21 protein-coding genes are annotated in these 21,999 nt (G+C 46.0%); 4 read left to right on the forward strand and 17 right to left on the reverse strand.

Going from position 1 to position 21,999, the window contains the following annotated elements:
- From ACHUFZ_RS08120 to ACHUFZ_RS08130, 3 genes are read right to left on the reverse strand one after another with little or no spacing between them, the layout of a single operon-like run.
- A complete protein-coding gene (locus ACHUFZ_RS08120) occupies positions 1-549 on the reverse strand; it encodes a hypothetical protein (protein WP_394126718.1) in 549 nt (182 codons plus the stop codon).
- Positions 550-568: 19 nt separating this feature from the next.
- Positions 569-1,699 carry an ATP-grasp domain-containing protein gene (locus ACHUFZ_RS08125; RefSeq protein ID WP_394126719.1) on the reverse strand — a complete coding sequence of 377 codons (1,131 nt, stop codon included), beginning with the start codon at positions 1,697-1,699 and terminating at the stop codon, positions 569-571.
- Positions 1,683-2,285, reverse strand: a complete 603-nt coding sequence (locus tag ACHUFZ_RS08130) for a DedA family protein (RefSeq protein ID WP_394126720.1) — start codon at positions 2,283-2,285, stop codon at positions 1,683-1,685. Before ACHUFZ_RS08130 ends, ACHUFZ_RS08125 begins: the two co-directional genes overlap by 17 nt.
- Positions 2,286-2,599: 314 nt before the next feature.
- Here ACHUFZ_RS08130 and ACHUFZ_RS08135 point away from each other — a divergent pair, with 314 nt between their 5' ends.
- The 4 genes from ACHUFZ_RS08135 (at position 2,600) to ACHUFZ_RS08150 (ending at position 5,794) form a co-directional block, all read left to right on the forward strand.
- Complete coding sequence (locus tag ACHUFZ_RS08135) at positions 2,600-3,760, forward strand: winged helix-turn-helix domain-containing protein (protein ID WP_394126721.1); 1,161 nt, start codon at positions 2,600-2,602, stop codon at positions 3,758-3,760.
- Between the two features lie 136 nt (positions 3,761-3,896).
- Positions 3,897-4,796, forward strand: a complete 900-nt coding sequence (locus ACHUFZ_RS08140; protein WP_394126722.1) for a homocysteine S-methyltransferase family protein — start codon at positions 3,897-3,899, stop codon at positions 4,794-4,796.
- Positions 4,797-4,897: 101 nt separating this feature from the next.
- A complete protein-coding gene (locus ACHUFZ_RS08145; protein ID WP_394126723.1) occupies positions 4,898-5,512 on the forward strand; it encodes a 3'-5' exonuclease in 615 nt (204 codons plus the stop codon).
- Between the two features lie 6 nt (positions 5,513-5,518).
- On the forward strand, positions 5,519-5,794 hold the full coding sequence (locus ACHUFZ_RS08150) for a nitrogenase-stabilizing/protective protein NifW (protein ID WP_394126724.1): 276 nt from the start codon (positions 5,519-5,521) through the stop codon (positions 5,792-5,794).
- A 5-nt stretch (positions 5,795-5,799) separates the two neighbouring features.
- Here the strand turns inward: ACHUFZ_RS08150 and ACHUFZ_RS08155 are convergent, their stop codons facing one another.
- The 14 genes from ACHUFZ_RS08155 to ACHUFZ_RS08220 form a co-directional block, all read right to left on the reverse strand.
- Complete coding sequence (locus ACHUFZ_RS08155) at positions 5,800-7,479, reverse strand: DUF342 domain-containing protein (protein WP_394126725.1); 1,680 nt, start codon at positions 7,477-7,479, stop codon at positions 5,800-5,802.
- Between the two features lie 120 nt (positions 7,480-7,599).
- Positions 7,600-9,297 (reverse strand): ATP-binding SpoIIE family protein phosphatase, encoded by a 1,698-nt coding sequence (locus ACHUFZ_RS08160; protein WP_394126726.1) that lies wholly within the window; start codon positions 9,295-9,297, stop codon positions 7,600-7,602.
- Positions 9,298-9,313: 16 nt separating this feature from the next.
- Positions 9,314-9,613: an STAS domain-containing protein gene (locus ACHUFZ_RS08165; protein ID WP_053439357.1), complete on the reverse strand. Its 300-nt coding sequence runs from the start codon at positions 9,611-9,613 to the stop codon at positions 9,314-9,316.
- 34 nt (positions 9,614-9,647) lie between these two features.
- Positions 9,648-10,814 carry a methyl-accepting chemotaxis protein gene (locus tag ACHUFZ_RS08170; RefSeq protein ID WP_394126727.1) on the reverse strand — a complete coding sequence of 389 codons (1,167 nt, stop codon included), beginning with the start codon at positions 10,812-10,814 and terminating at the stop codon, positions 9,648-9,650.
- Positions 10,815-10,842: 28 nt separating this feature from the next.
- Positions 10,843-11,892 (reverse strand): protein-glutamate methylesterase/protein-glutamine glutaminase, encoded by a 1,050-nt coding sequence (locus ACHUFZ_RS08175; protein WP_394126728.1) that lies wholly within the window; start codon positions 11,890-11,892, stop codon positions 10,843-10,845.
- The gene (locus ACHUFZ_RS08180) at positions 11,889-12,542 is read right to left on the reverse strand and encodes a chemotaxis protein CheD (RefSeq protein WP_394126729.1); all 654 of its coding nucleotides are present in this window, start codon (positions 12,540-12,542) and stop codon (positions 11,889-11,891) included. Before ACHUFZ_RS08180 ends, ACHUFZ_RS08175 begins: the two co-directional genes overlap by 4 nt.
- Positions 12,543-12,551: 9 nt before the next feature.
- Complete coding sequence (locus ACHUFZ_RS08185; RefSeq protein ID WP_394126730.1) at positions 12,552-13,409, reverse strand: CheR family methyltransferase; 858 nt, start codon at positions 13,407-13,409, stop codon at positions 12,552-12,554.
- Entirely contained in the window at positions 13,394-15,790 is a 2,397-nt protein-coding gene (gene aer2 / locus ACHUFZ_RS08190) for an aerotaxis transducer Aer2 (protein WP_394126731.1), read from the reverse strand. Before aer2 ends, ACHUFZ_RS08185 begins: the two co-directional genes overlap by 16 nt.
- 70 nt (positions 15,791-15,860) lie before the next feature.
- Positions 15,861-16,331, reverse strand: a complete 471-nt coding sequence (locus ACHUFZ_RS08195) for a chemotaxis protein CheW (protein WP_394126732.1) — start codon at positions 16,329-16,331, stop codon at positions 15,861-15,863.
- On the reverse strand, positions 16,328-16,876 hold the full coding sequence (locus ACHUFZ_RS08200) for a chemotaxis protein CheW (protein ID WP_394126733.1): 549 nt from the start codon (positions 16,874-16,876) through the stop codon (positions 16,328-16,330). Before ACHUFZ_RS08200 ends, ACHUFZ_RS08195 begins: the two co-directional genes overlap by 4 nt.
- Positions 16,877-16,885: 9 nt before the next feature.
- Positions 16,886-18,952, reverse strand: coding sequence for a chemotaxis protein CheA (locus tag ACHUFZ_RS08205; protein WP_394126734.1), 2,067 nt, complete (start codon positions 18,950-18,952; stop codon positions 16,886-16,888).
- A gap of 46 nt (positions 18,953-18,998) precedes the next feature.
- Positions 18,999-19,358: a response regulator gene (locus ACHUFZ_RS08210; RefSeq protein ID WP_053439348.1), complete on the reverse strand. Its 360-nt coding sequence runs from the start codon at positions 19,356-19,358 to the stop codon at positions 18,999-19,001.
- Positions 19,359-19,362: 4 nt separating this feature from the next.
- Positions 19,363-19,644 (reverse strand): STAS domain-containing protein, encoded by a 282-nt coding sequence (locus tag ACHUFZ_RS08215; RefSeq protein WP_394126735.1) that lies wholly within the window; start codon positions 19,642-19,644, stop codon positions 19,363-19,365.
- Between the two features lie 348 nt (positions 19,645-19,992).
- Positions 19,993-21,981: a tRNA(Met) cytidine acetyltransferase TmcA gene (locus ACHUFZ_RS08220; RefSeq protein WP_394126736.1), complete on the reverse strand. Its 1,989-nt coding sequence runs from the start codon at positions 21,979-21,981 to the stop codon at positions 19,993-19,995.
- Positions 21,982-21,999 lie beyond the last annotated feature (18 nt).

Raw genomic sequence — 21,999 nt, forward strand, 5'->3', positions numbered from 1 at the left:
CTATTGCGCCCTCTGGTACGTTGCAGTCGCAGGCGCTACGCCAAACTGAGCGTCTAACGTCACACCACGCAGTGAAGCGACCACTTTAGCCATCGCAAAGTGATGAGTGGCATGCAGAGCAGCAAAAGTCAGCTCTCGCTCCAGTGTCGAAGAGACTTCCTTGCTGTGCGTCTGAGACAGCATCACTTCGGTTTCAACCGCAACAGATTGACTCAAAATACGATTAGGCAAATGGAACAACCACTCGCAGAGCTCTTTAATTTCCTGCTTGGCGATATGAAGATTACGCTCCACTTCGTGACCTCGTCGGCGCAGGTTGTAATCAATGTGGTGAGGTTCCTGCTTGATGGCATAAAACAGATCCAGCCAGTGACGAAAATGCTCGCCGATCGAACTGGATACATGGGGTTGTGCAAGATAGGTGTAGTCTTCCTGGGTAAGGCTTTCTAGAAATAGGTAACCTTGATTAAGCGTTTCAATACACCCGAGTACCGTTTGATCGGGTCGCTTATCTGGTTGTGATGCAGCGTAAAGCTGAGGATTTTTCATAGTAGGCTCCGGTGTTGGCTTAGTCGGTCATCGGATAAAGTTGAGTCAGCAGTTTCTCTTCGCGCCAAGCTTGCAATAACGCCCCCAAAGTTGGCGTTTGGTGCCCTTGCTGCTTATGCTTTGAGCCGATTTGGTAAAGCAAGCGGTACTGCTTGAGTAAGGTCGAGAAAATATCGCTTAGAGGCGTATCGCTATCCCAAATATGCGCGGCTTCACTGCTCGCGCCATTGATCTCCAATATATCGAAGCTCTCTCCTCTCATGAGTGACTGAATATCGGCAAACTTCACGTCTAGGCGGCCATAGTTAAAGCCGTCGAAATCGCCTAGCACTTTATCTAGCTTCTGCTCCAGTTGCTCAGTAATGAACTGGTTGCCATCACGGAAGATCGAGCCTCGTGAGTGGCTACCTGCGAATGCCAATTGATATTCGTCGTTAGCGGGAATCACGGTCTCAAGATGCTCGGTATGACGGGGTAAATAGAGGTGCTGGAGTTTTCCTGCGCGTGGGCAGTTAGCAATCAATTCTTTGAGTGTTGATGTACCATCACCAACCACTCGCGGTGCATACTTCAAGGTAATCGAAATGACCTTACCTCTCGCTTCTCCCGGTTGCTTGACATAAAACACCCCCGCTTCCGCGCTGTAGTGAGATTTTTTCTGGAGAAGAAAACGCCCTGAACGCGGAAAGGATTGGATATAGTCTTCGAGCTGCTCGTCAGAGTGGATAAGCTTGACCCCGACCCCGCGGCAACCTAGATCTGGCTTCGCCACCAGCGGATAGTGTAAGTTCGCTTCCTGTAGCTTATCTTTGGCGAGCTCACGCAGTGACTGATTGGTTTGATCACTCTTAGTCACAGTTACAAATGGCAAAATCCACTGATTGGTATGTTCGCCTGCGGAATGAAAGATGTCATGTTTCGACTCCCCCACCATCCCGCTCAATTTGATTGCAGGGTTTGCAATCAAGGGCAGCGCCCAATCACGATGAAACAAGCTTAACGCAACACTTTGCGCGACAACAGGCGTATAAAAAAACCAAGCTGGTAGAAATTCAAACGGTGAAATCACTCGCTTAGGCTCATCTAATACAGGCATCCCTGCATTGACTCTTCCTGCTGGAACCATTGCAACGTTAGCGAGTTGCGTCATAAGTACCCCTTAACAACGTATTAGTAATCAATTTATTCACCAACCACATCAAACACAGCCCTACTGGAATCAATAACCAGCTGTATTGGCTTTGCTCAATCCATTGACTGCTTCCGAGCTGAAAAAACGAACCGAATATCACCGCGGTCCAAAGTGAGGTTGCGGTAATCACAGCAATAAAGAACTGCCACTTGGGTACATCAAGAAACCCACTCAGCGAAAAACCAAGTGTTCTTAATCCAGGGATGAAGCGAATAATAAACAGGCTCATAAAGGCGTTTTGGCGTAGCTGGCGCTTTACTCTTCTCCCGCGTTGGTAGCGAAACAGTCGATAGCGAAGGAAACGAATTCGCTGAGCTGCTTTACCAAGGAGATAAAGACCAAAGTCACCACTACTGATACCAATAAAGATGGCGACTAAAGCTAGACTGGCGGGCATGAGTTGCTCTACCGCAAGTGCTGCGGCAGAAATAATGGCAAGGTCTTCGAGTAGATAAGAAAGTAAAATAACGCCGATAAACATCATCAGCAAAGACGCTTCACCGTAAAACAGCCACTCTCTTATCGTCTCTGCTAGCTCAATCATCCTACCTACCAAAATCATTGCAGCACTGCTACATCCATAAAACACCACTAAATGCAGCGCCGACTTCGCGATGCATTCGGAATATTTATAAAGATAGATTAATCAATAGAAAAATTTCACTGACGGTAAATTTTTATCTTTTCGTCTCTAGCAAGACTCGTCGACGTGACCCGCAATGAGATCGCGCTCCCTTGTGCATAAACCGAAGTCATGCAACCCTATAAAACAAGCGAAACTAGTCACTATAGTTAACCGTTTGTTCTAGGATTCTTAGGCCATGAAGGCTGACGACAACAAGGGAAATAAACCTCAAGATGACATCACTCTCACAGGCACAAGCGCAAAAGCTGGCGCTGTTTTCTCAGCAACTTCCGAATGGCATCAGCAAAGGAAGCAGCTATGATAAAACCCTCGCTACATTTGAGCAGCTTGGCTATGTGCAGATTGATACCATTTCCGTCGTTCAGCGGGCACACCACCACACGCTTTGGGCTCGCAACCCCAGCTACCAACCCAAACATCTAGACCAACTGGTCGCAGACAAACAGGTTTTCGAATATTGGTCCCATGCCGCGGCCTATTTGCCAATGTCCAACTATCGCCATAGCTTGCCAAGAAAATCCGCGATCAAATCTGGTCAGCAACGCCATTGGTACTGTAAAGATAGAGAGTTAATGAAAAATGTCTTTGCGCGCATTGAAGCGGAAGGGCCATTAATGGCCAAAGATTTCGAGTCTAAAGCCAACAAAACTCAAGGCTGGGGCAGCAAACCGACCAAGGTTGCGCTGGAGAATCTCTACATGCAGGGAGATTTGATGATTGCTGAGCGACGAGGTTTCCATAAAGTCTACGATGTGACTACTCGAGTACTGCCTGACAATATTGATACCTCAATGCCAAGTCGTGAGGAACATGCCGAGCACTTAGTGATGAACTACCTTAAAGCGCATGGTTTTGGCAGCTTGCCTGAAATGATTTATCAGCTAAAAGATGTGAAATCAGATGTCGTCAACGCGTTGGAAAATCTAACCAGTAACAAACAGATCGAGCTTATTTATGTTAATGGGGACACTTACTACGCCACCAGCCAAGCCTTGAGCCTGTTAGACAAACGCCTCAACCGTAAACAAGCCAAGATCCTCTCTCCATTTGATAACTTAGTGATTCAACGCAAACGAGCCAGTGCAGTGTTTGATTTTGATTACTTGATTGAGTGTTATGTACCTCAGGCAAAAAGGCAGTTTGGCTACTTTTGTTTGCCGATTCTATGGGATGGTAAATTGGTGGCTCGCGCAGACTGTAAAGTCAATAAACACAGCTCAATATTGGAAGTGCTGCACCTAGTGACCGAGCCTTCGATAAAGCGCTCAGACGCTTTTATATCAGCACTTGAGAAAGAGCTTCAAGCCTTTGCTCAGTTCAATCAATGCGAACAATTTGCCATCTTAAAGCGCTCTGAAAACACCGCTAAATAGTCGCTAGCACTCAACTTAAACGTCATTTATTTAACCTTGTGGTGAGGGTTTTGAACTAGGCTATTAATGAACCATTTGATCTCTTTTCCAAGATGGTTAACTATCAACATAATTGTTGTCGCTTTGAAGTTTAAACATGAATAAATTGACGATTCTCGACGGTGGTATGGGTCGAGAACTAAAGCGCATGGGGGCGCCGTTCTCACAGCCTCTTTGGAGCGCTCAAGCCTTGATCGAATCCCCTCAGATCGTGACGCTTGCTCATAAAAATTTCATTCACGCAGGTGCAGAAATCATCATTGCTAATAGCTACGCGTGTGTCCCCTTCCATTTAGGCAAAGAGCGATACGAATCTGATGGCGCTCGACTAGCGAAAGAAGCAGCGATGCTCGCTCAAGATGCCGTAGCTCAAACAGCAACACCAGTTAAGGTCACCGGTGCGCTGCCACCCGCGTTTGGCAGCTATCGACCAGACTTGTTTGATGCTGTCGAAGGCGAAGAAATCTTCCGCACCCTGTTTGAGGCGCAAGATCCTTACGTCGATATTTGGTTAGCAGAAACCATCTCGAGTATTGAAGAGTTTGATGTCATTCAATCGGTTTTATCGCAAACACCGAAAACCTGCTATTACGCATTCTCTTTGCAAGACACGCCAAGCAATACCGCGTTGATCCGCTCAGGCCAAACTGTCCGAGAGGCAACAAAACGAGTTTGTGAGTCTGGTGGTCATGGAGTGTACTTCAACTGCTCAGTCCCTGAAGTCATGGCTCAAGCAATACGAGAAGCGAAGCAAGTGATCGACGAGTTAAATGCTAAGGTTGAAATTGGTGTTTATGCTAACAACTTTGCTCCGATTGGTAGCGATCATGAAGCAAATGACACGATTCAAGCGATGCGAGAGCTTTCTCCTCAAGATTATCTAGCCTACAGCCAACAATGGCATCAATTAGGCGCGACAACCATAGGTGGCTGCTGCGGCATTGGGCCGGAACACATTCAAGCACTCAGTGACTGGAAATTGAGTCAATACGGATAATCGCGGCGTTGGCTGCGAATCAATGATAAACTTGCGCGCGCTCGACTTGGGCGCGACGTTTTTATCTATCTACACCACCTTTTATCTTTCAGGAATACTTCATGGCGGCAGCAAACTCAGTTATTGTCCTCGACTTTGAGACCACCGGACTTTCTCCTAATATGGGCGATCGCGCAATTGAAATTGGTGCGGTAAAACTCATTGATGGTGAAGTGGTCGATACGTTCCAACAACTGATGAACCCTGGCTTTCGCGTTAGTTCATTTATTGAAGGCTATACAGGGATCACCAACAACATGTTAGCCGGAGCTCCAAGCTGCGAGGAAGTGATGTCTGATTTCAACGACTTTATCGGCAATGACAATCTGGTTGCCCACAACGCTTCCTTTGATAAGCGCTTTCTCGATGCCGAATTCGAACGCATTAATCGCAGCTATCAGGGTGAATTCGCCTGTTCTTTGTTAGTCTCACGTCGATTGAATCAAGAGGCTCCAAGCCACAAACTAGGCGATTTGGTTCGTTATATGAACATCGATAACGATGGCGTATTTCACCGCGCCTTAGCGGATTCACAAATGACCGCCAAACTGTGGTTATTAATGCTTGAAGATATGCAGCAGCAAGGTATCCACCAGCCTTCATTCTCATTGATGCAAAAAATCAGTAAAACCAGTAAAGCGGCCGTTGGAAAGTTACTTCAGCAGCACACGGTATAGTCAGAAATGAGCCAAACCAATATTCAACAGAAGATCGCCAGCTTTACGTCCATTGAGCAGGCGTTAGATTATTTTGAGATTGGTTACGACAGTAAGTTTATTGCAGAGTATCGCACTGAGCTAATTAAGCGCTTTAACGGCTACTTAATTCTGGAAAAGCCTGATGATTGGTTTTCTGGCCGTCGAGCGCTTAAAAATGCTTATTGTAAAATCCAGCGCGGGCGACTCGATAAGCACACCCGCTCAGCCTGTCGCGGGTGTACTTCGTGTCAACGTCGGTGAGGTGATTACACTTCTTGTTCTAGATCCTCATCTTCGAACATCGATGAGTATTTGATTTCAAATTGATTAAAGCTGAATACACTCGGGCCATGTACTCGCTTGGTGACCACTTTTTCTTCACCATATTGAACCGTCACATGCGTGTACACTTTGCTCTTGACTTCAACGTTACACTCTTCAAGCGCGACCTCTAACTCCTGTTCGTGGTGGTCGCGAGCTTGTTTTACTTTTTCTAGGTGAGCGTTGGCTTTCTGCTTATCCGCCTCTAACGCTTGCTCTTGTTCCTCAGTACGCTCAGCTTTTGGTGTCTTTTTAAACTCGAGCTCTCGACGAATAATATCCATAGTTTGCTCTTGCGCTTGTGTGTATTGCTCTTTGAGTTTTGCTTGTCGATCTTTGAACATCTGGAAACGTGCAAAAGCATGTAGGTAGGTTGCCGTATCCCCTTCAACACCGAGATTAATGCACGTCACCTTACCGCCAACTTTGGCATGACCACCACTCAGCGTCCCTTGCTTTTCAGCCGCATCAGCCACCACAAGATCATGGCCACAACGAAGTTCATTATTCAAACAATGGACACTGAGGTGAATGTCGTTAGCCGCTTGTAACTCTGAAAACTGTGCATAGTTGGCGGTAATTGAACCACCCGATTTCACAATACAGCTTTTCGATTGGTCTTCAGACACATTATGTCCAATGATGCCTTTCGCGACCTCAATATCACCCTGCACTTGTACATCGGCAGATTCGATAAAACCGCCAACCGTCAATGAGCCCGTGGCACGAACCATCATATCAGATTCAATATTTCCGAGAACAACCACATTACCTTTGAACTTAACATGGCCTGTCGCAACACCAATGGTCGGCAAACAAAGTGCATCTTCCACATCGACTCCGCGCTCTTTGATGATCGGCATACCGGAGACTTGTGCAATTAATAGGTTTGGATTATCTGGAGAGATTTTTGTCCCTTTGCCCTCTTTGAGCATCGCGTCATTACCCGGTTTCGGCGGTATCACCTTACCTTGCACTGTAAGACCAGGCGTCCCTTTGGTTGCCGGTACGCGTTTCATCAGAGGATCATTTTCAGATACGGTGATGGTTTCACCAAGGTTGAGCATATCGACCTTACCGTCCGGTGCGGATTCTTTCGGTGCGAGCACTTGCTTGGCAGGATCTTTCACTAATGGGACAAATTTGGCATCAACACCTTGAATAGGATTTTTGCCTTTAGCGACAGGCTGAGAAAAGGTTTCACCCGGTTTGAGTTGGTGACTCATCACCAGCACTTTTTTCAGCGCAAGCTTATTGATACCTTTGGTCACATGCGACTGGGCTAGCGCTTGAACAATTTGCGGCCCTTTAAGGGGCACGCCTTTATGAGCGCCTGTCACGACCATACTCGCGAGCATATCATGGTCGGAGAGCACGACTTCAACAGAAGCATCTCTCACTTCAGCAATCGTAATACCTACATACGCTTCGCTTTTCATCTCTTTTGCCAAGTTGATAAAGCGTAATACTTCACCTTCCATCAGAAAGTAGTCCTGAGCTCCGATAGAAGTTAAAGCGTCGTCAAGCCCTCGCGAATCAAAGTTGCCATCAACTACAATATCTGCGGTCAACTTCGCGATAACTTGGCGACTATCCTCAGAAAAAGCGACAAATTTATCCCACATGCCATTCTGCCTTATGTACATCCTAGAATGAGTGTATAGAAATAATTCTAATGGCTGTATCACAAGTGTGACAAATTAAGGCGTACATCACTCCTAGACGTTTTTACACTGTAAATAACGTTAGCTAGAACTCGGAAAGTGATGCTCTGCTGCTAATGAGTATACCGCTGTGACACTTCGCCCCTGTTTAGAATATTCCAACGAATCACATAATTCTGAAGCAAGAACAATACCACGGCCGTGTGTTAGCGACTTATCGGGAGAGTCATAACTTCTCTGATAGTCAAATCCTTCGCCATTGTGTTCTAGCTCCATCACCAATTGAGACCGCTCTGGACAATACTCAAGATTCAATTCGATATACGCTGAATCAGATAACTCTTTAAGCTTTTCTTCTCGCATTTGATAGAACAGAAAGAAACCGTCTGGCTCTTCCTTGATGGATGAGTCTAAGCGCAATAAGCCATGTTCAATCGCATTGGCAAACAGCTCCGACAGCACCGAACAAACCAAATCTAGGTGTGCTCCGCTATGCAAAATACCGGTCAAGAACTTACGCACCTCAGTCATGACAGTGACTCGTTTAATTACCTCTCCGTTGAGCTTTAAACTTGATTGAATCGGTATTTGATTTTGAATAGCTTGGCTCGGAGGCGATTCGTGAGCATTGCCATTAGAGATAGGAAATGTCATGGCTAGTATAGATAAATCATCGCCAACCGATTTATGAGCAAAACTGCGCACTGACTCATACAGTGTAGGGATAATAGCTTGCTGGCTATGGAACGCGCTTTCTAGCCGCTCTTGGCCAAATTGTTCACCCTCTTCATTCATCGCTTCTATTACACCATCGGTATAACAGATGATTTGTTGATCAGGTTCGAGTTTAAAGTGCTGTATGTTTGCCTCAAACTCGTGAGTCTTTAATACCCCAAGTGGCATGTGATTCGATGTTAAACGGCGCACAATGGTGCCGTCACGCTCGATTAGATAACCATCAGGCAAACCCCCGCCCCACCATGAGACTTCAAAGCCATTGGCTCGTACTTCAAAAATACTTGCCGCCAGCATCATCCCCATGGGTAAGAACCTCACCAGAACTTCGTTGATTTCTTGTGCGATTTCACCTAATGACAATCCCTTAGCCGCCATACTGAAGAAAGCCCGAGTGGCAGGAATTGCCGAAATAGCGGCAGGTAACCCATGACCGGTCGCATCAGCAATCATCACATAAACCCCACCATGAGGCCGGTTAGCAACCACAATAAGGTCACCATTAAAGACCGTAGATGGCGTTGATAGGTAATTTATGCCGTAGATATTTTTCACCTGAGAGCTCATCTCAAGCATTAGGTTAGAAAAGATTGATTCTGCTATGGCGTAGTCGTAACGGACTTGCTCATGAAAATGGCTAAGCTCATCACGCTGCTCTTTCACTTCGTTGTGCATTCGGACAATACGGTAGTGTGCTTGAACCTTGGCAAGTAAAACACTGCGCTCAACCGGTTTGAGAATAAAGTCGTCACCGTAGGTTAAACAGCGCTCAAATGAGGCGTGATCATCCAGTACGGTCAGAAAGATAATCGGTATATGCGCATCAGGAAAGGCTTGTCTTATTTCTTGCGCAGTGGTGATACCGTCCTTAATTGGCATCATCACGTCCAGCAATATCACATCAGGCAGGCTGTCCATCTTAGCCATTGCTTCAACCACGCCTTGGCCATTTTCAAAGGTTGTGACCGTTTCAACTAAGTGACTTAGCATAAAGCGGCACAGCTCTCGATTGGTCGCATGGTCGTCAACAATCATTACATGCATAAGAGCTCCTTAGCTATCACTCAATAGCGAACTTCTTATCAAAGCGCGAAATCGTAAGAATTTTACGCACTTGGGGTAAGGTGTTGGTGATACGAATCATGCCATCCTCTTGGCCCAGATAATTGTGCATGTTGAGTAACATCCCCAAACCAGCACTATCAATATAATCAACCTTACGTAAGTCGATGGTGAATCGAAACTCCTGCCGATCGTTATAACAACGACGAAATTCTTGTACCAAATTGAAGCCAAACGCTCCTTCAATCAGAATCGTGATATGTTTTGCTGCTGCGTCCATTTGTGCTTCTACAGTCATACTTTTTCCCTCACATTAATCCAGTCTGAAAGATTTAAAACAGTTCGACTTCTCCCTCATCGATGCTTTCTTGCGAGGCCGCTGGTGCATCTCGGTTCTGCACTTGGCTTTGCAGTTCAATCACAGCCGCGGTAAATTCATCGAGGTCTATATTCCCCTCTCCCCACAACTGGCATAGCTGAGCAAATTCTTGCAAGTAACCAACGGATGTCTTAGCGTATTCACCTTGCTGTACGATAATGTCTGCAAACTGAAGAGCTCGAATGCCGTTATCAACCTGCGAATGGATTAAATCGCCGCTAGAGCGAATCTTGTGCACTTCTTGCTCTACTGTCACGTTGACGGCTTGGACGCCACGTAACATGGCATCAACTTTCTCTTTTGACTCTATCGCTTCGGTCATATCAATCGACGCCATCTCTCCCACGGTTTTATTCGCTTCTTTCACTGTTTGCTGCGCGACATTAATTTCCGTTTCGATCTGGTCGTTGAGCTCTTTAGCTTTAACAGAAAGATCGCGAACCTCTTGAGCTACGACCGCAAAGCCACGCCCTGCATCACCAGCTCTGGCTGCTTCAATAGCGGCATTGAGCGCTAACAGATTAGTTTGTTCAGACAGACCTCGTACTCGCTCTAGCAGCTTAAAAACGGCATCAAGCTTATCGGACATATCATGAATACTGTGTACCGCTGAGATACTTTTCTCTGAAACATTAACCAAGGTATCGACAAACTGGCGAATGATAGCCTCGGTCTTTGGCAGCACATGACTAATATCATTGGTGCTGTCTTTGTTTCCGAGTAGAGTCTCAACCAACTCTGAAGTGATTTGGTTTTGCTCCTCAGCAAGTTTTTGCAATTCAAAGTAACTTTCGTTGAGCGTTTCTACTGACTCATCGACGACACTTCGTTGGTGATCTAATGGCTCTGTGAGCTGTTGAGAAATGCACGATAGCACCGGGTAGACTTCTTTTGGCGGGATCGGCTTATCTGTAGCATTGGTTGCAGCAGTATCACCTTGATTGTCTCGCACCTTCTGCGCCGCTCTTGGTATGACAAACCAAGGGACAGCTGCAGCCATCACCATCAAAGCGACATGTAATGCTGACGACGACATACTCATTGCGGTCGATAACAGAATGATTTGTAAGCCTATCGCGATGAAATATCGGGTATTATTTACGTTCTTTTTAATGTTCATCGATTCTTCCCTGACGTTGTAGGCCTGACTATGAATCAGGTGATAAATAGTGGCATATTTTTCCGGCCACACTGTGTAAATCGACCACCGAAAGGGCAGCGCCCATTTCAGCCGCAACACGAGGCATGCCCCACACCACAGATGAAGCCTGATCCTGAGCAATCGTCTTGGCACCGAGTTCCTTCATCCGTAGCATACCTTTTGCTCCGTCTTGACCCATTCCAGTAAGAATGACACCAATGGCTTTATCACCGACGGTTTCAGCGACCGTATCGAACATCACATCCACTGAAGGTTTATGTCTATTGACCGCTGGTCGGTCGTCCAATTGACAATAAAGGTGTGCTCCACGGCGAACCACAACAAGGTGCTTGTCCCCAGGCGCTAAATAAGCGCACCCAGCCACTAAAGGCGCTCGGTTGGCGCTGAGTTCTTTAACTTGAATATCGCTGTTCTCATTTAAACGTTGAGCGAAAGAGGTCGAGAACATCGCACTAATATGTTGAGTAATGATAATTGGCGGCATGTTGGCGGGTAACATAGACAGCACTTGCTTAACGGCCTCTGTCCCTCCCGTCGAGGCCCCAATAGCGACCACTTCAATATGGTCATTGTGCTTGGGTACACTTAACTTGCTTTGAGTGCTCGGCTTTGCAACGGCTGTACCTGAAGTCACGTTAGCGCCCGCTGCCATCTTAATTTTTTCAATCACTCGCTTCTTGTCGCTGGCAATCTCTCCGGTGCGGTCCACAGATGGCTTAGGAAAGTAATCTACTGCGCCATATTCTAAGGCAGCGAGGGTTGCCTCAGCACCATGCTGTGTCAGCGTCGAAATCATCACCACTGGCATGGGTCTAAGGCGCATAAGATTTTTGAGAAACTGGACACCATTCATCTTTGGCATCTCAATATCTAAGGTTAGAACATCTGGGTTATGAACTTTGATCAACGCTCTCGCTTCAAGTGGATCTTCAGCTGTGGCTACCACTTCGAGATCGGGATCAGAGTTGATCAGTTCCGATAGCAAAGCACGGTAAACGGGAGAATCATCAACCACCAATACTTTTATTTTTTTCATTCAAACAGCTCCACGTCATCATCATGAGGACAATGACTTTCTCTATCCAACTGGCGTGCATATTTTTCTTCTTGATTTTGTAGCAGGTGAACCTCAGTAAATGGAATTCGCTTAAGCCAAGCTTTTCCAGTGCATGGGTCAAACATCACCTTGCGCGGCTCTAAACCTCCTAGATCCTGAGCAACGACATCGAGACCTTCTTGTTTTACATAGTTAAGAATAAAGGAGACATTTTTTTCACCGACCATAGAGCTACGCCCGAGCATTTGCGCACCTCCAAATAACTTCACTTGTAATGATGAACGCTGTGCGCCCCTTTCAATCATAGCGTTTATCAGCATTTCCATAGCGTAGCTGCCATAACGAGACGCCGTAGAGATGACCTCTTCTGGGTTCCATGACTTGAGCTGACTCTTGTTATCAAAGGGCAAAAGAAAGTGGTTCATCCCTCCAATATGCTCATGACAATCCCAAACACACGCCGCCACACAAGAGCCCAATCCAGTCGCGATAAGCTCATCTTCTTTTGAGGTGCAATAGACGCCCCCCGGCAATACCTTAACGATGTGCTTATCCTTTGTCGGATGGTAAAAGCGATTAAAGTGCTGATTTTCATATTTTGGAGCAGCACTACTCCTAACCTCGATCATGTGTGATCCCTACTTCTTTACGTAAATGGTGTGTCCAAGGTGGTGGAATAAATCCAAACTTGCAGGCACGCTTTCCGAATGTCCTATGAATAAAACGCCAGCGGGCTTCAGTTGCTGGTAAAAGCGCTTAATCAGTTTTTCTTGTGTGTTTCGGTCAAAATAGATCATCACGTTTCGGCATGAAATCAGATCAAATGGCTTGTCAAAGTTCCACTTCTCCAACAAGTTTAGCTGGCGAAAATCGATAAACCTCTGCAATCCTGATTTACACTTCACATTCCCTGCCTGCTTACCTGCTCCTTTCACAAAGCAGGGTTTTAAATATTTACTTGGAATACTGTTTACCGCTTCTTCGCTATAAATACCTTGCTTAGCATGTGCCAAAACTTTTGTGTCAAGGTCAGTTGCCGTAATTTGAATACTTTCAAATAGCTCAAAGGCTTTTGCCCAGTACAAAGAGGAAACTAAGCTATAAGGCTCCTCACCTGTTGAACAGCCTGCTGACCAAATACGCAACTGTTTGAGGTTTTGGCTCTTCCATTCAGACATCAATACTTTTTCAATAAACTCAAAATGGTGATATTCACGAAAAAACTGCGTCTTGTTGGTCGTTAGACAGTTAATGAAATTGACCTGTTCTTGCGGATCACCTTCTATCAACTGTCGATATTGGCTAAAACGCTTCAGGCCCAACCGCCTAAGTTGGCGACTGATGCGGCCATACACCATGGTTCTTTTGCGATCAGAAAAGAAAATGCCGACGTTCTTGTGCATGAACCACTGGATAAACTTAAAGTCTTTATCTGTTAGCTCAAACTCATTTGACTCCGGCACCGATGACTCAGTCCTGGCTAGAACTCTTCCCATTCGTCTCCATCCTCTTCAAGCTTGAAGCTAGAGTTAGCGACTTTTGGGGTGCGAATCTCGCGAACGTTGCTACTCGCTCCCTTATCCATCGCTTTCGATTCAAACGTTGTAACGTTGTTGTCATCGCTGAAGAAGTTCATCAATTGCAGTAACTGTTTACCTTCGTCGCGTAGCGATTGACTTGCCGCGGATGTTTCTTCAACCAAAGAGGCATTCTGCTGAGTCATTTCATCCATAGTTGCAATCGCTCGGTTGATTTCATCAATCCCCGTTGACTGCTCTAAGCTCGAAGAGGCAATTTGCGCAATGAGTTCTGTAACCTTGGCAACCGCATCAACAATTTCATTAAGAGTTTCACCAGATTCATCGACCAATCGAGAGCCTTCATCGACCTTCTCAACGCTGTCTTTGATAAGTCCTTTGATCTCTTTAGCGGCCGCCGCACTTCGTTGCGCGAGGTTTCGTACTTCACCAGCGACAACTGCAAAGCCGCGACCTTGCTCGCCTGCCCTTGCTGCCTCAACGGCTGCATTCAGCGCTAATAGGTTAGTCTGGAAAGCAATCTCATCAATCACGCCAATAATGTCTGCGATTTTCTTACTTGCAGTATTGATTTCAGCCATTGCAGATACGGCTTGTCCAACCACTTCTCCACCTTTGCTGGCTTTCTTAGTCGCATCATCAGACAGTTCATTCGCCCCTTTGGCATTGTCGGCATTTTGTCGAACCGTCGCCGTCATTTGCTCCATACTTGCCGCGGTTTCTTCTAGGTTTGAGGCTTGAGCTTCGACACGTTGGCTCAAATCGTTGTTGCCTTCAGCAATTTCCGTTGACGCCGTAGCGACACGAGCAGACGATTGAGTGATCTTATCTACCATATTGCGAATGTTAACAATTGAGGTGTTCACCGCATGAGACAGTCTTGCAAACTCACCCGTATTGTCTTCTGGCATGGTGGTATTTAAGTTGCCATCCGCCACCTGACTCATGACATCAATACACTGTCCTAAAGGTGTAACCATGGTATCAAGCAAGTTGTTAATGCCATCGCCAAGCTCTTTCATAAAGCCGTTATAAACGCTGGTGTCAATTCGCTCATTGAGCTCACCAGCAATCGCTTTTTGAATCAGGGCTTCAACTTGACGTTGGCCATCTTGTTGTTCAGTAATATCCACCCATTGAAGTGCCGGACCAACGTAATTGCCTTGACCATCACGCATCGCGATACAGGTTAGGTTGAACTCTAAACCGCCAACCGCGATATTCGATGAAAACGGCAGTCGATCCGGATTGGCAATAATGTTGCGCTGGTGGCCTGGGTTCTTATGGAAGACGTCAATGTTTTTGCCCACTAGGTTGCTGGCATCAAAACCAGGCAGCGCTTTCTGCAAATCGCCTTCACGGCTTTTTAGCAATGTCGCGAGAGATGGATTTAAGTAAGTGATGATGCCATCTTTATTTGCCATCATTAGGTTGGTCGTCATGCCTGAGACCGCCGAGGCTAAGCGACCAATTTCTTCTTCTTTAGCGCGCTCTTCTGTCACATCACGCCACTCTAAGGTATTACCAATATAGTTACCCTGAGCATCATTGATAGCGGCAACGTTGAGCTCGATCTTCAAGTCTTGAATGGAGATATCGGTGCTATAAGGCAAATTGCTCGGGTCTGCAAGCAGTTGGCGCTGGTGGGCAGGGTTTCGGTGGAACTCGTCGATACAACGCCCTAATAGCCACTCCTCGCTAGCAGTGAAGCCGGACCAAACACTACGCATCGTCCCTTCATGTTTTCTAAACAGGCTAATGGTTTCATGGTTGGCGTAGGTAATATTCAAGTCTCGGTCAATCATAACCATTGCTGTCTGCGCTTGATCGACAGCCGCTTGTAGACGGGTTATTTCATCTTTCTGTTTTAGCTCACTAGTGACATCAGACCATTCCAATGTATTGCCCACGTAGTTTCCGCTCGCGTCGATAATAGCGCCAACATTCAGCTCTATCTTAACGTCCTTAACGGTAATGTTTGTGGTATAGGGTAAGTTGGACGGATTAGAAAGCATTTGTCTCTGATGACTTGGATTGGTATGAAATAAGTCTATACAGTAACCAAGTAAGAACTCTTCCGTAGCTTGAAAGTTGGGCCATACCGATCGAAATAAGCTCTCATGTGTTTGCAAGAGATCCATCGACTTCTGGTTAAGGTAGGTGATATTGAAATCACGATCGATCATCATCAGTGCAGTCTGCGCGGCGTTGAGTGCTGAAAACAGCTGCTCTTTCGTCACTCCTTGTTCTTGCTCTGGCTCAACGCTTTCCGTCAGCGTATCTTGCGTTGGTGCTACAAATTGAGCTGAAGGCTCCGTTCTTCTATTCCAAAATGCCATGAGTTTCCCCTCACTGGTTGCTTCATCTGACGTTATCTACCGACACGAAAACACCACGTACGTAACGGCCTTATGCCCAACTCTCTTCCTCTTGGTTGGGTAGAACTAACTCTGCTGCATCGAACAAAGTTTCAAGATTAATTAAAATGAGATGCCCATTGGCGACTGAGGCAATTCCTCGAACGTAGCTATGATCGACATCGGCAGAGACATACGGCGACGGTTTAATCTGTTCTTCACTCAGTGGATAGACTTCAGATACGCCATCAACAATGATGCCTAGCGGATGTTTTTGTGCATCATTAAGGACAATCACTACGGTGGTCGCACCTATGTGCGCCGGAGATAGACCAAATCGCATTCTTAGATCAACGATCGGCACGTATTCACCACGTATTTCCAAAACCCCTTTCATATACTCAGGAGAGTTGGGAACTTCTCGTACCGCGCTCCAGCCACGTACTTCTCTTACCTCGAGGATAGGAACGCCATACTCTTCGCCTTCAAGGACAAAGCTTAAAAACTCTTGAGTTACAATCATGAGTGCGCCCTTAATATTCGTTCAATGTTGAGTAATTCTTCGGTGTCCAGTAACGACATCACTTGCTCACCGACGTTAATCAGCCCCTGCAAATAAGGCGTCACTAGCGACTCGCCGACCGCTGGATAGAGTTCATTTTTCCCTTGGCTAACCACATCACTGACCGCATCGACAACCAAGCCCATCAAGCGCTCTCGATCCTCATCGTTAAAACGCAGCACGATAACTACCGTGGTCGGCAAGTACTCTCGAGTACCTACCGAAAAACGCAGTCTTAGATCGACAACGGGCACGATCATCCCGCGCAGATTGATCACTCCACAAACAAAATCTGGAGCTCGTGGGATTGGGGTCGGACGCTCCCAGACGCGAATCTCTTCGACATCTTTTATTTCAACGCCATACAGTTCCCCAGCAAGTTGAAAGCTCAGAAAGTCTGCACTTTCACTTGCTTCATCACTCATGTTCTCAAGCAAGGCTTCCGCTTGAGCTTCTATATTTTCTCGCGACTGCGCGCCAAATTCGTTTGTTGCAACCACTTCCATGTGAGCCACCTAAGCCGCTAGGCCTTTGTTAGAAGAATCAGAGGCACGATTTAAGAAGTTGGTAATCAGCCCTTGTACATCAAGAATCAATGACACCGAGCCATCGCCCAAAATGGTGGCACCTGATATACCCGCCACTTTGCTGTAGTTTGATTCCAAACTTTTAATCACAACCTGTTGTTGATCGAGCAGTTCATCAAGCAGCAGGCCTACGCGATTTCCTGCAGCTTCAACAAAACAGAGGATTCGCTCATCCAAAGCACCGCTACTCCCCATCTCAAGCTCTTCTTGTAGGCGCAAGATTGGGATGTTCTCTTCTCTGAGTCGATATAGCTCGATACCACCAGAAGCGAGCTTGATGCATTTAGGGTCAATCTGAATCGATTCAACAATGGTTAATAATGGAATGACGTAGACTTCTCCCGCAACTCTCACTAACTGGCCATCAAGGATTGCTAATGTCAGTGGCAGGCTAATGGTGAATCGGCTACCTTGGCCAAGCTCGGATTCCACCTCTATGTGTCCACCTAACTCTTCGATATTTCGTCTTACTACATCCATGCCGACACCGCGGCCAGAAATGTCAGATACTTCTTCTGCCGTAGAAAAGCCAGGAGCAAAGATGAGGTTCATGATCTGTTTGTCGCTATACTCTTCTCGGCGAGAGTCCTGCGATAGCACCCCTTTCTCTAGGGCCTTGTTCCATAACTTGTCGCAGTTTAGACCCGCACCGTCATCTCGAATCTCGATAACAATCGCGCCACCTTGATGGTAAGCATTGAGCTCAATGACTCCGATTTCTGATTTGCCGCTTTCTAAACGCTGCTCTGGTTGCTCAATACCGTGGTCAATACCGTTTCTTACTAGGTGCACGAGAGGATCGACGATTCGTTCAAGAACCGTTTTATCTAGCTCGGTTTGCTCACCTTTGATTTGCAGGTCAACTTGCTTTTCAAGACGGCTGGATAAATCACGCACTAAACGAGGAAAACGACTGAAGGCAAAGCTCATCGGTAACATGCGAATGTTGAGTACGTTTTCTTGCAAGTCTTTGCTGTTTTGCAACAATTGGTCTAAGCCTGATTTAAGTTTCTCAAGCTTATCGATGGAGAAATCATTGCCAATTTCAGTGAGCATCGACTGGGTAATCACCAGTTCACCCACCAAGTTGATTAAGCTATCAACTTTGTCGATGTCGACACGAATGGAACTAACGCTTGAGTCTGACTTGGCGACCTTGGTCGATTTAGTGTCATTCTCTGGAGCCAGTTTCGTCTCTGTGGTTGCAACTGTTGTTACAGGTGACGCGATTTGTTGGTTATCTTCGGTAGGTTGCTCTATATTGAGTTGGCTTAGCTCAATCGTTAAGTCACACTCATCTTCTACCCATTCAAAGATCTCTTTAATCAGGTCGAGGTCGAGTGCGCCACTGATGGTCGCACTCCAAGACAAGAAGCAAAGTTCAGATTCAATCTCTTGTAACTCAGGCAAAGCGGAAGTATTAATATGGATTTGGCAAGAATCATCTAACTCACTCAGCTCTCTCAATATTCTTAATGGGTCATTGCCGCTAAAGAACATATCCTGATGCGGTGCGAAAGAGATATTCCAGACTTGCTCTGAGTTTGATGGGGAATTGATGATCTCTTCATTTTCTTTGGCATCAGTAGCCTCTGCCTCGCTAGAGTCATTGCCTAGTAACTCGGCTAACTTCTCACTGACCTCTTGTTTGAGATCCAGATTCACATCGGTTCCCTGTTCATGCCCTTCGAGCATGCTGTGGATACAGTCGCCACTCTTAAGTAATAGATCGATACTATCAGCGGTAAGCGTTCGCTCTTGGTTGCGCACTAAATCTAGGTAAGCTTCAACATTATGAGTAAATTCGCTAATGTCGAGAAGATTAAACGTGCCTGCGCCACCTTTGATTGAGTGTGCAGCTCTAAAAATAGTGTTGATTGACTCACCTTCGATATGAGCCAAATCTAAATTGAGCAATACCTCTTCTAGCACCTCAAGATTTTCACGACATTCCTCGTAAAACATCTTGCGCAGCTGCTCCATGTCTAAAGCCATATTATTTGCCTCACCAATTGACGTTGCAGTGTGCGAAGAAACCGAACTAGATTACGCGTTTTAGTGTTTTTAGTAGCGTATCGGGATTGAACGGTTTCACTAACCAGCCTGTTGCTCCTGCCGACTTACCTTGTTGTTTCTTATCAGTACTGGTTTCAGTCGTTAGCATTAGGATGGGAATAAACTTGTATTGGGGTTTCTCTCTTAAAGCTTTAACTAACTCAAAGCCCCCCATGTTTGGCATGTTGACGTCTGAAATCACAACATCAAACTTTCCAGTGGTCACTTTGGACAAAGCGTCTCGTCCATCATTGGCGGTCTCAACATCGTAACCAGCATCACGTAATGTGTGGCTAACCATTTGACGAATTGACACCGAATCATCTACAGCCAAAATTTTTGTCATATTGTCACTCTCCAACTGAGTTGCTCTTTTCAAACTGTTCTTTCAGCCCAAGGGTCGAAATACCTTCGAGCAGTGAATTGGTTGGGCTGATGAGTTGAACCTCAATCTGATTGCGTTTCGCGGTCAGGAATAAAGCGGTGAGTGCTTGAATGCCCGCAGCATCAACACGAACCACTTCAGAAGCGTCAATATGGAGTTCGTTAGCTTGAGTAAGCCAATTTTGGTATTGAGTCGTCGTGTCGAGCACAGTCGATATATCAAGAGACTCAGGTAATAAACAGTCCATGTTTTCACCTTTTTAATTATTCCTAGCCGATATTAAGCAAGTTGCTTAATCTTGAGTGTAGGAAGGAATCATTAATTCGCAAGGCAGGCCCATACAGATTTTGTATGAAGCGATGAGAGAAGTAGTTGGAGAAAGAATGATAAATCGTTATTTATTAGCTAATTAAGAAGTTTAAATATTCTTAGAAAAAATACGATTCAGGGGTGAGTGTTTAACTATCTCTAAGTTTATCAATATTTTTCAGCGGTAATTTACACTGTAAAAAAGCCACTCTACTTTACAGTGTAAATTGGCTTAATGGCGTGCCGACTTTTCGTTTTACAGTGTAAATCAGCCAAGGTATGTAGATTATAGGAGAGACTTTAACGCATCTCGTAATGCCTGCTCAGTTTGCTTACGCCCAGGATAATCAAAAGCCTTCGCGCATTGAGCCCAGTCCCAGCGTTGAATGACTTTTCTAATAAACAAATCATCAAGCTGACTCACCAAATGGGGTGATTGCTTCCACCAGTTGTCGAGCATTGGAGCGACACTATCATAGCTCGAACCGCCGAGGGAATAGAACTCAACCAAGCGGCTGACGCCACTGTTTTCAACGGAAGCATTATTTCTGCACAGTAAACTACGGACAAGTTCAATCTCAAGTTGGCAGAACCCTTCACTCAATGCATAGTGAAAACTCTGCTGGAATTGCTCACTCGCTTTTGTGCTCCAACTGTTAGTTCCTTGAACCATCACAAGTGAGTGTGTACCACTCGCTTGGTCACGTTGACTTCCCAATCGAACCGGTTGGAATCCGACTTTTTTCCAGAAAGCGACAAGTTCAGGTGTTGCGCCAAAGCTGGTGGAATAAAAATCGAAATCGGTCATCTCTTGAAGTTGATGCAGAATCTGCTGACCATAGCCATTTTTTTGCAGCTGTGGATGAATAGCAATACGCATCACTCTTAAGCTTGATTGAGTGGCCGCTTGATCAATGCCTAACTGACCGGCTAACACAATCGGAACTAAATGTCCGCGTGGGCGACGTTTACCAAGTTGAACATCATTGATCAGTTCTGGTGACAGGCTCCCCTCTTCGACAGTCAGAATACAGCCTAAACACTGCCCGTATTGCTGCCAAGCATAAAGCTCGATTGTCGGATCACTCAGTAACAACATCAGGTCATTAGGCGAGGTTTGATAATGAGCATTAACTAATAGCGCAAAACAAGAACGCAAAAATTCAGATTGCTCTACAAGGCTCTTTTTGTCGATTCGATTTAGGCTAGGTTTACTCACTGCACTTGGCGCTTCAGCCATGTCAGCATTGAGTAGAAAACTGTCAAATAACCAGGTTTCGAGCGGGTCAGCGCTGGCCCAGCGAATAGGCTGATCGAGATGATAAAATACCGAGCCAGGACGTTGCTCCTTAAGCCAAGTCTGGAATTTAACGGTGAAGCCTCTACCGCACCCTTCATAGCCGTGAATCGTGGTAGAAAATACGGCGCGGTGATGAGTCTCAACCATTTGCTTGAGCATCGGGATCGGAATCGCAGATGCTTCATCAACAAACAGGCAGTCAATTGCTTGAGAGCGTTTTAGTAACTCATCGGGCGCAACAAACTCCAATATCGAGTTGTGCCATTCAATAATATTCTTGCCACACTTAGCACTAGGCAATAAACGACTAGCGTGTTCAAATACAGGAGAAATGGTCGCCGAACTTGGTGCGGTCAACACGATATGAATAGTTCGGCTTTGCATCAACTGAGCGGCGGCAATGCCCAACGCACTGCTTTTGCCACGGCCTCGGTCTGCGGTCATGACTAACGGACGCTTACGATGCCCTTCAACCACCTTAATGATTTTCTCAACCGCTACGTTTTGCTGTTCAAACGGTGACAGTTCAGTAGCGCAGATACTAGGTAATGCTGGAAGCTCACTACCTTGCTCAATAACCAATAACTGTTGTAATGACTGATTGAGCCAAACAGCGTCGTGATTAGGCTCAGCGTCTAACGCATCAGATAAAATCACAATCAATCCACCGCCCTTAACACAGCCAGTCGCAGCGCTAAAACTGTTGGCATCAAAGCCAGCTCTAAAATCACAAACGAGTAACTCACACTCTTGACCAAGTAACTGCTGACCTTTACTAAACTTGACGCTTTTTGTTGTGGGTAGCGCTAATGAGCCACCAAGTTGGTAGAGACTATCCGGTTTAACGGCGTGACATAATTGCACGATGGATGCGTCTTGCCAGTCGCTCTCACCAGAGAGAACCACACCGAATCGATGGTGACGCTGCTGAGCAATATGGATGAGTTGAGCGAAGTAGTTGTTGATTGCAGCCATGTGAGAACTAAAGCCTAG

Source organism: Vibrio hepatarius, assembly GCF_043642085.1.
Taxonomy (GTDB): Bacteria; Pseudomonadota; Gammaproteobacteria; order Enterobacterales; family Vibrionaceae; genus Vibrio; species Vibrio hepatarius_C.

Excerpts from the sequence above, each read along its gene's own strand:
- ACHUFZ_RS08120 (WP_394126718.1), bottom strand. The coding sequence starts at position 549 with ATGAAAAATCCTCAGCTTTACGCTGCATCACAACCAGATAAGCGACCC.
- ACHUFZ_RS08125 (WP_394126719.1), bottom strand. The coding sequence starts at position 1,699 with ATGACGCAACTCGCTAACGTTGCAATGGTTCCAGCAGGAAGAGTCAAT.
- ACHUFZ_RS08130 (WP_394126720.1), bottom strand. The coding sequence starts at position 2,285 with ATGATTGAGCTAGCAGAGACGATAAGAGAGTGGCTGTTTTACGGTGAA.
- ACHUFZ_RS08135 (WP_394126721.1), top strand. The coding sequence starts at position 2,600 with ATGACATCACTCTCACAGGCACAAGCGCAAAAGCTGGCGCTGTTTTCT.
- ACHUFZ_RS08140 (WP_394126722.1), top strand. The coding sequence starts at position 3,897 with ATGAATAAATTGACGATTCTCGACGGTGGTATGGGTCGAGAACTAAAG.
- ACHUFZ_RS08145 (WP_394126723.1), top strand. The coding sequence starts at position 4,898 with ATGGCGGCAGCAAACTCAGTTATTGTCCTCGACTTTGAGACCACCGGA.
- ACHUFZ_RS08150 (WP_394126724.1), top strand. The coding sequence starts at position 5,519 with ATGAGCCAAACCAATATTCAACAGAAGATCGCCAGCTTTACGTCCATT.
- ACHUFZ_RS08155 (WP_394126725.1), bottom strand. The coding sequence starts at position 7,479 with ATGTGGGATAAATTTGTCGCTTTTTCTGAGGATAGTCGCCAAGTTATC.
- ACHUFZ_RS08160 (WP_394126726.1), bottom strand. The coding sequence starts at position 9,297 with ATGCATGTAATGATTGTTGACGACCATGCGACCAATCGAGAGCTGTGC.
- ACHUFZ_RS08165 (WP_053439357.1), bottom strand. The coding sequence starts at position 9,613 with ATGACTGTAGAAGCACAAATGGACGCAGCAGCAAAACATATCACGATT.
- ACHUFZ_RS08170 (WP_394126727.1), bottom strand. The coding sequence starts at position 10,814 with ATGAACATTAAAAAGAACGTAAATAATACCCGATATTTCATCGCGATA.
- ACHUFZ_RS08175 (WP_394126728.1), bottom strand. The coding sequence starts at position 11,892 with ATGAAAAAAATAAAAGTATTGGTGGTTGATGATTCTCCCGTTTACCGT.
- ACHUFZ_RS08180 (WP_394126729.1), bottom strand. The coding sequence starts at position 12,542 with ATGATCGAGGTTAGGAGTAGTGCTGCTCCAAAATATGAAAATCAGCAC.
- ACHUFZ_RS08185 (WP_394126730.1), bottom strand. The coding sequence starts at position 13,409 with ATGGGAAGAGTTCTAGCCAGGACTGAGTCATCGGTGCCGGAGTCAAAT.
- aer2 (WP_394126731.1), bottom strand. The coding sequence starts at position 15,790 with ATGGCATTTTGGAATAGAAGAACGGAGCCTTCAGCTCAATTTGTAGCA.
- ACHUFZ_RS08195 (WP_394126732.1), bottom strand. The coding sequence starts at position 16,331 with ATGATTGTAACTCAAGAGTTTTTAAGCTTTGTCCTTGAAGGCGAAGAG.
- ACHUFZ_RS08200 (WP_394126733.1), bottom strand. The coding sequence starts at position 16,876 with ATGGAAGTGGTTGCAACAAACGAATTTGGCGCGCAGTCGCGAGAAAAT.
- ACHUFZ_RS08205 (WP_394126734.1), bottom strand. The coding sequence starts at position 18,952 with ATGGCTTTAGACATGGAGCAGCTGCGCAAGATGTTTTACGAGGAATGT.
- ACHUFZ_RS08210 (WP_053439348.1), bottom strand. The coding sequence starts at position 19,358 with ATGACAAAAATTTTGGCTGTAGATGATTCGGTGTCAATTCGTCAAATG.
- ACHUFZ_RS08215 (WP_394126735.1), bottom strand. The coding sequence starts at position 19,644 with ATGGACTGTTTATTACCTGAGTCTCTTGATATATCGACTGTGCTCGAC.
- ACHUFZ_RS08220 (WP_394126736.1), bottom strand. The coding sequence starts at position 21,981 with ATGGCTGCAATCAACAACTACTTCGCTCAACTCATCCATATTGCTCAG.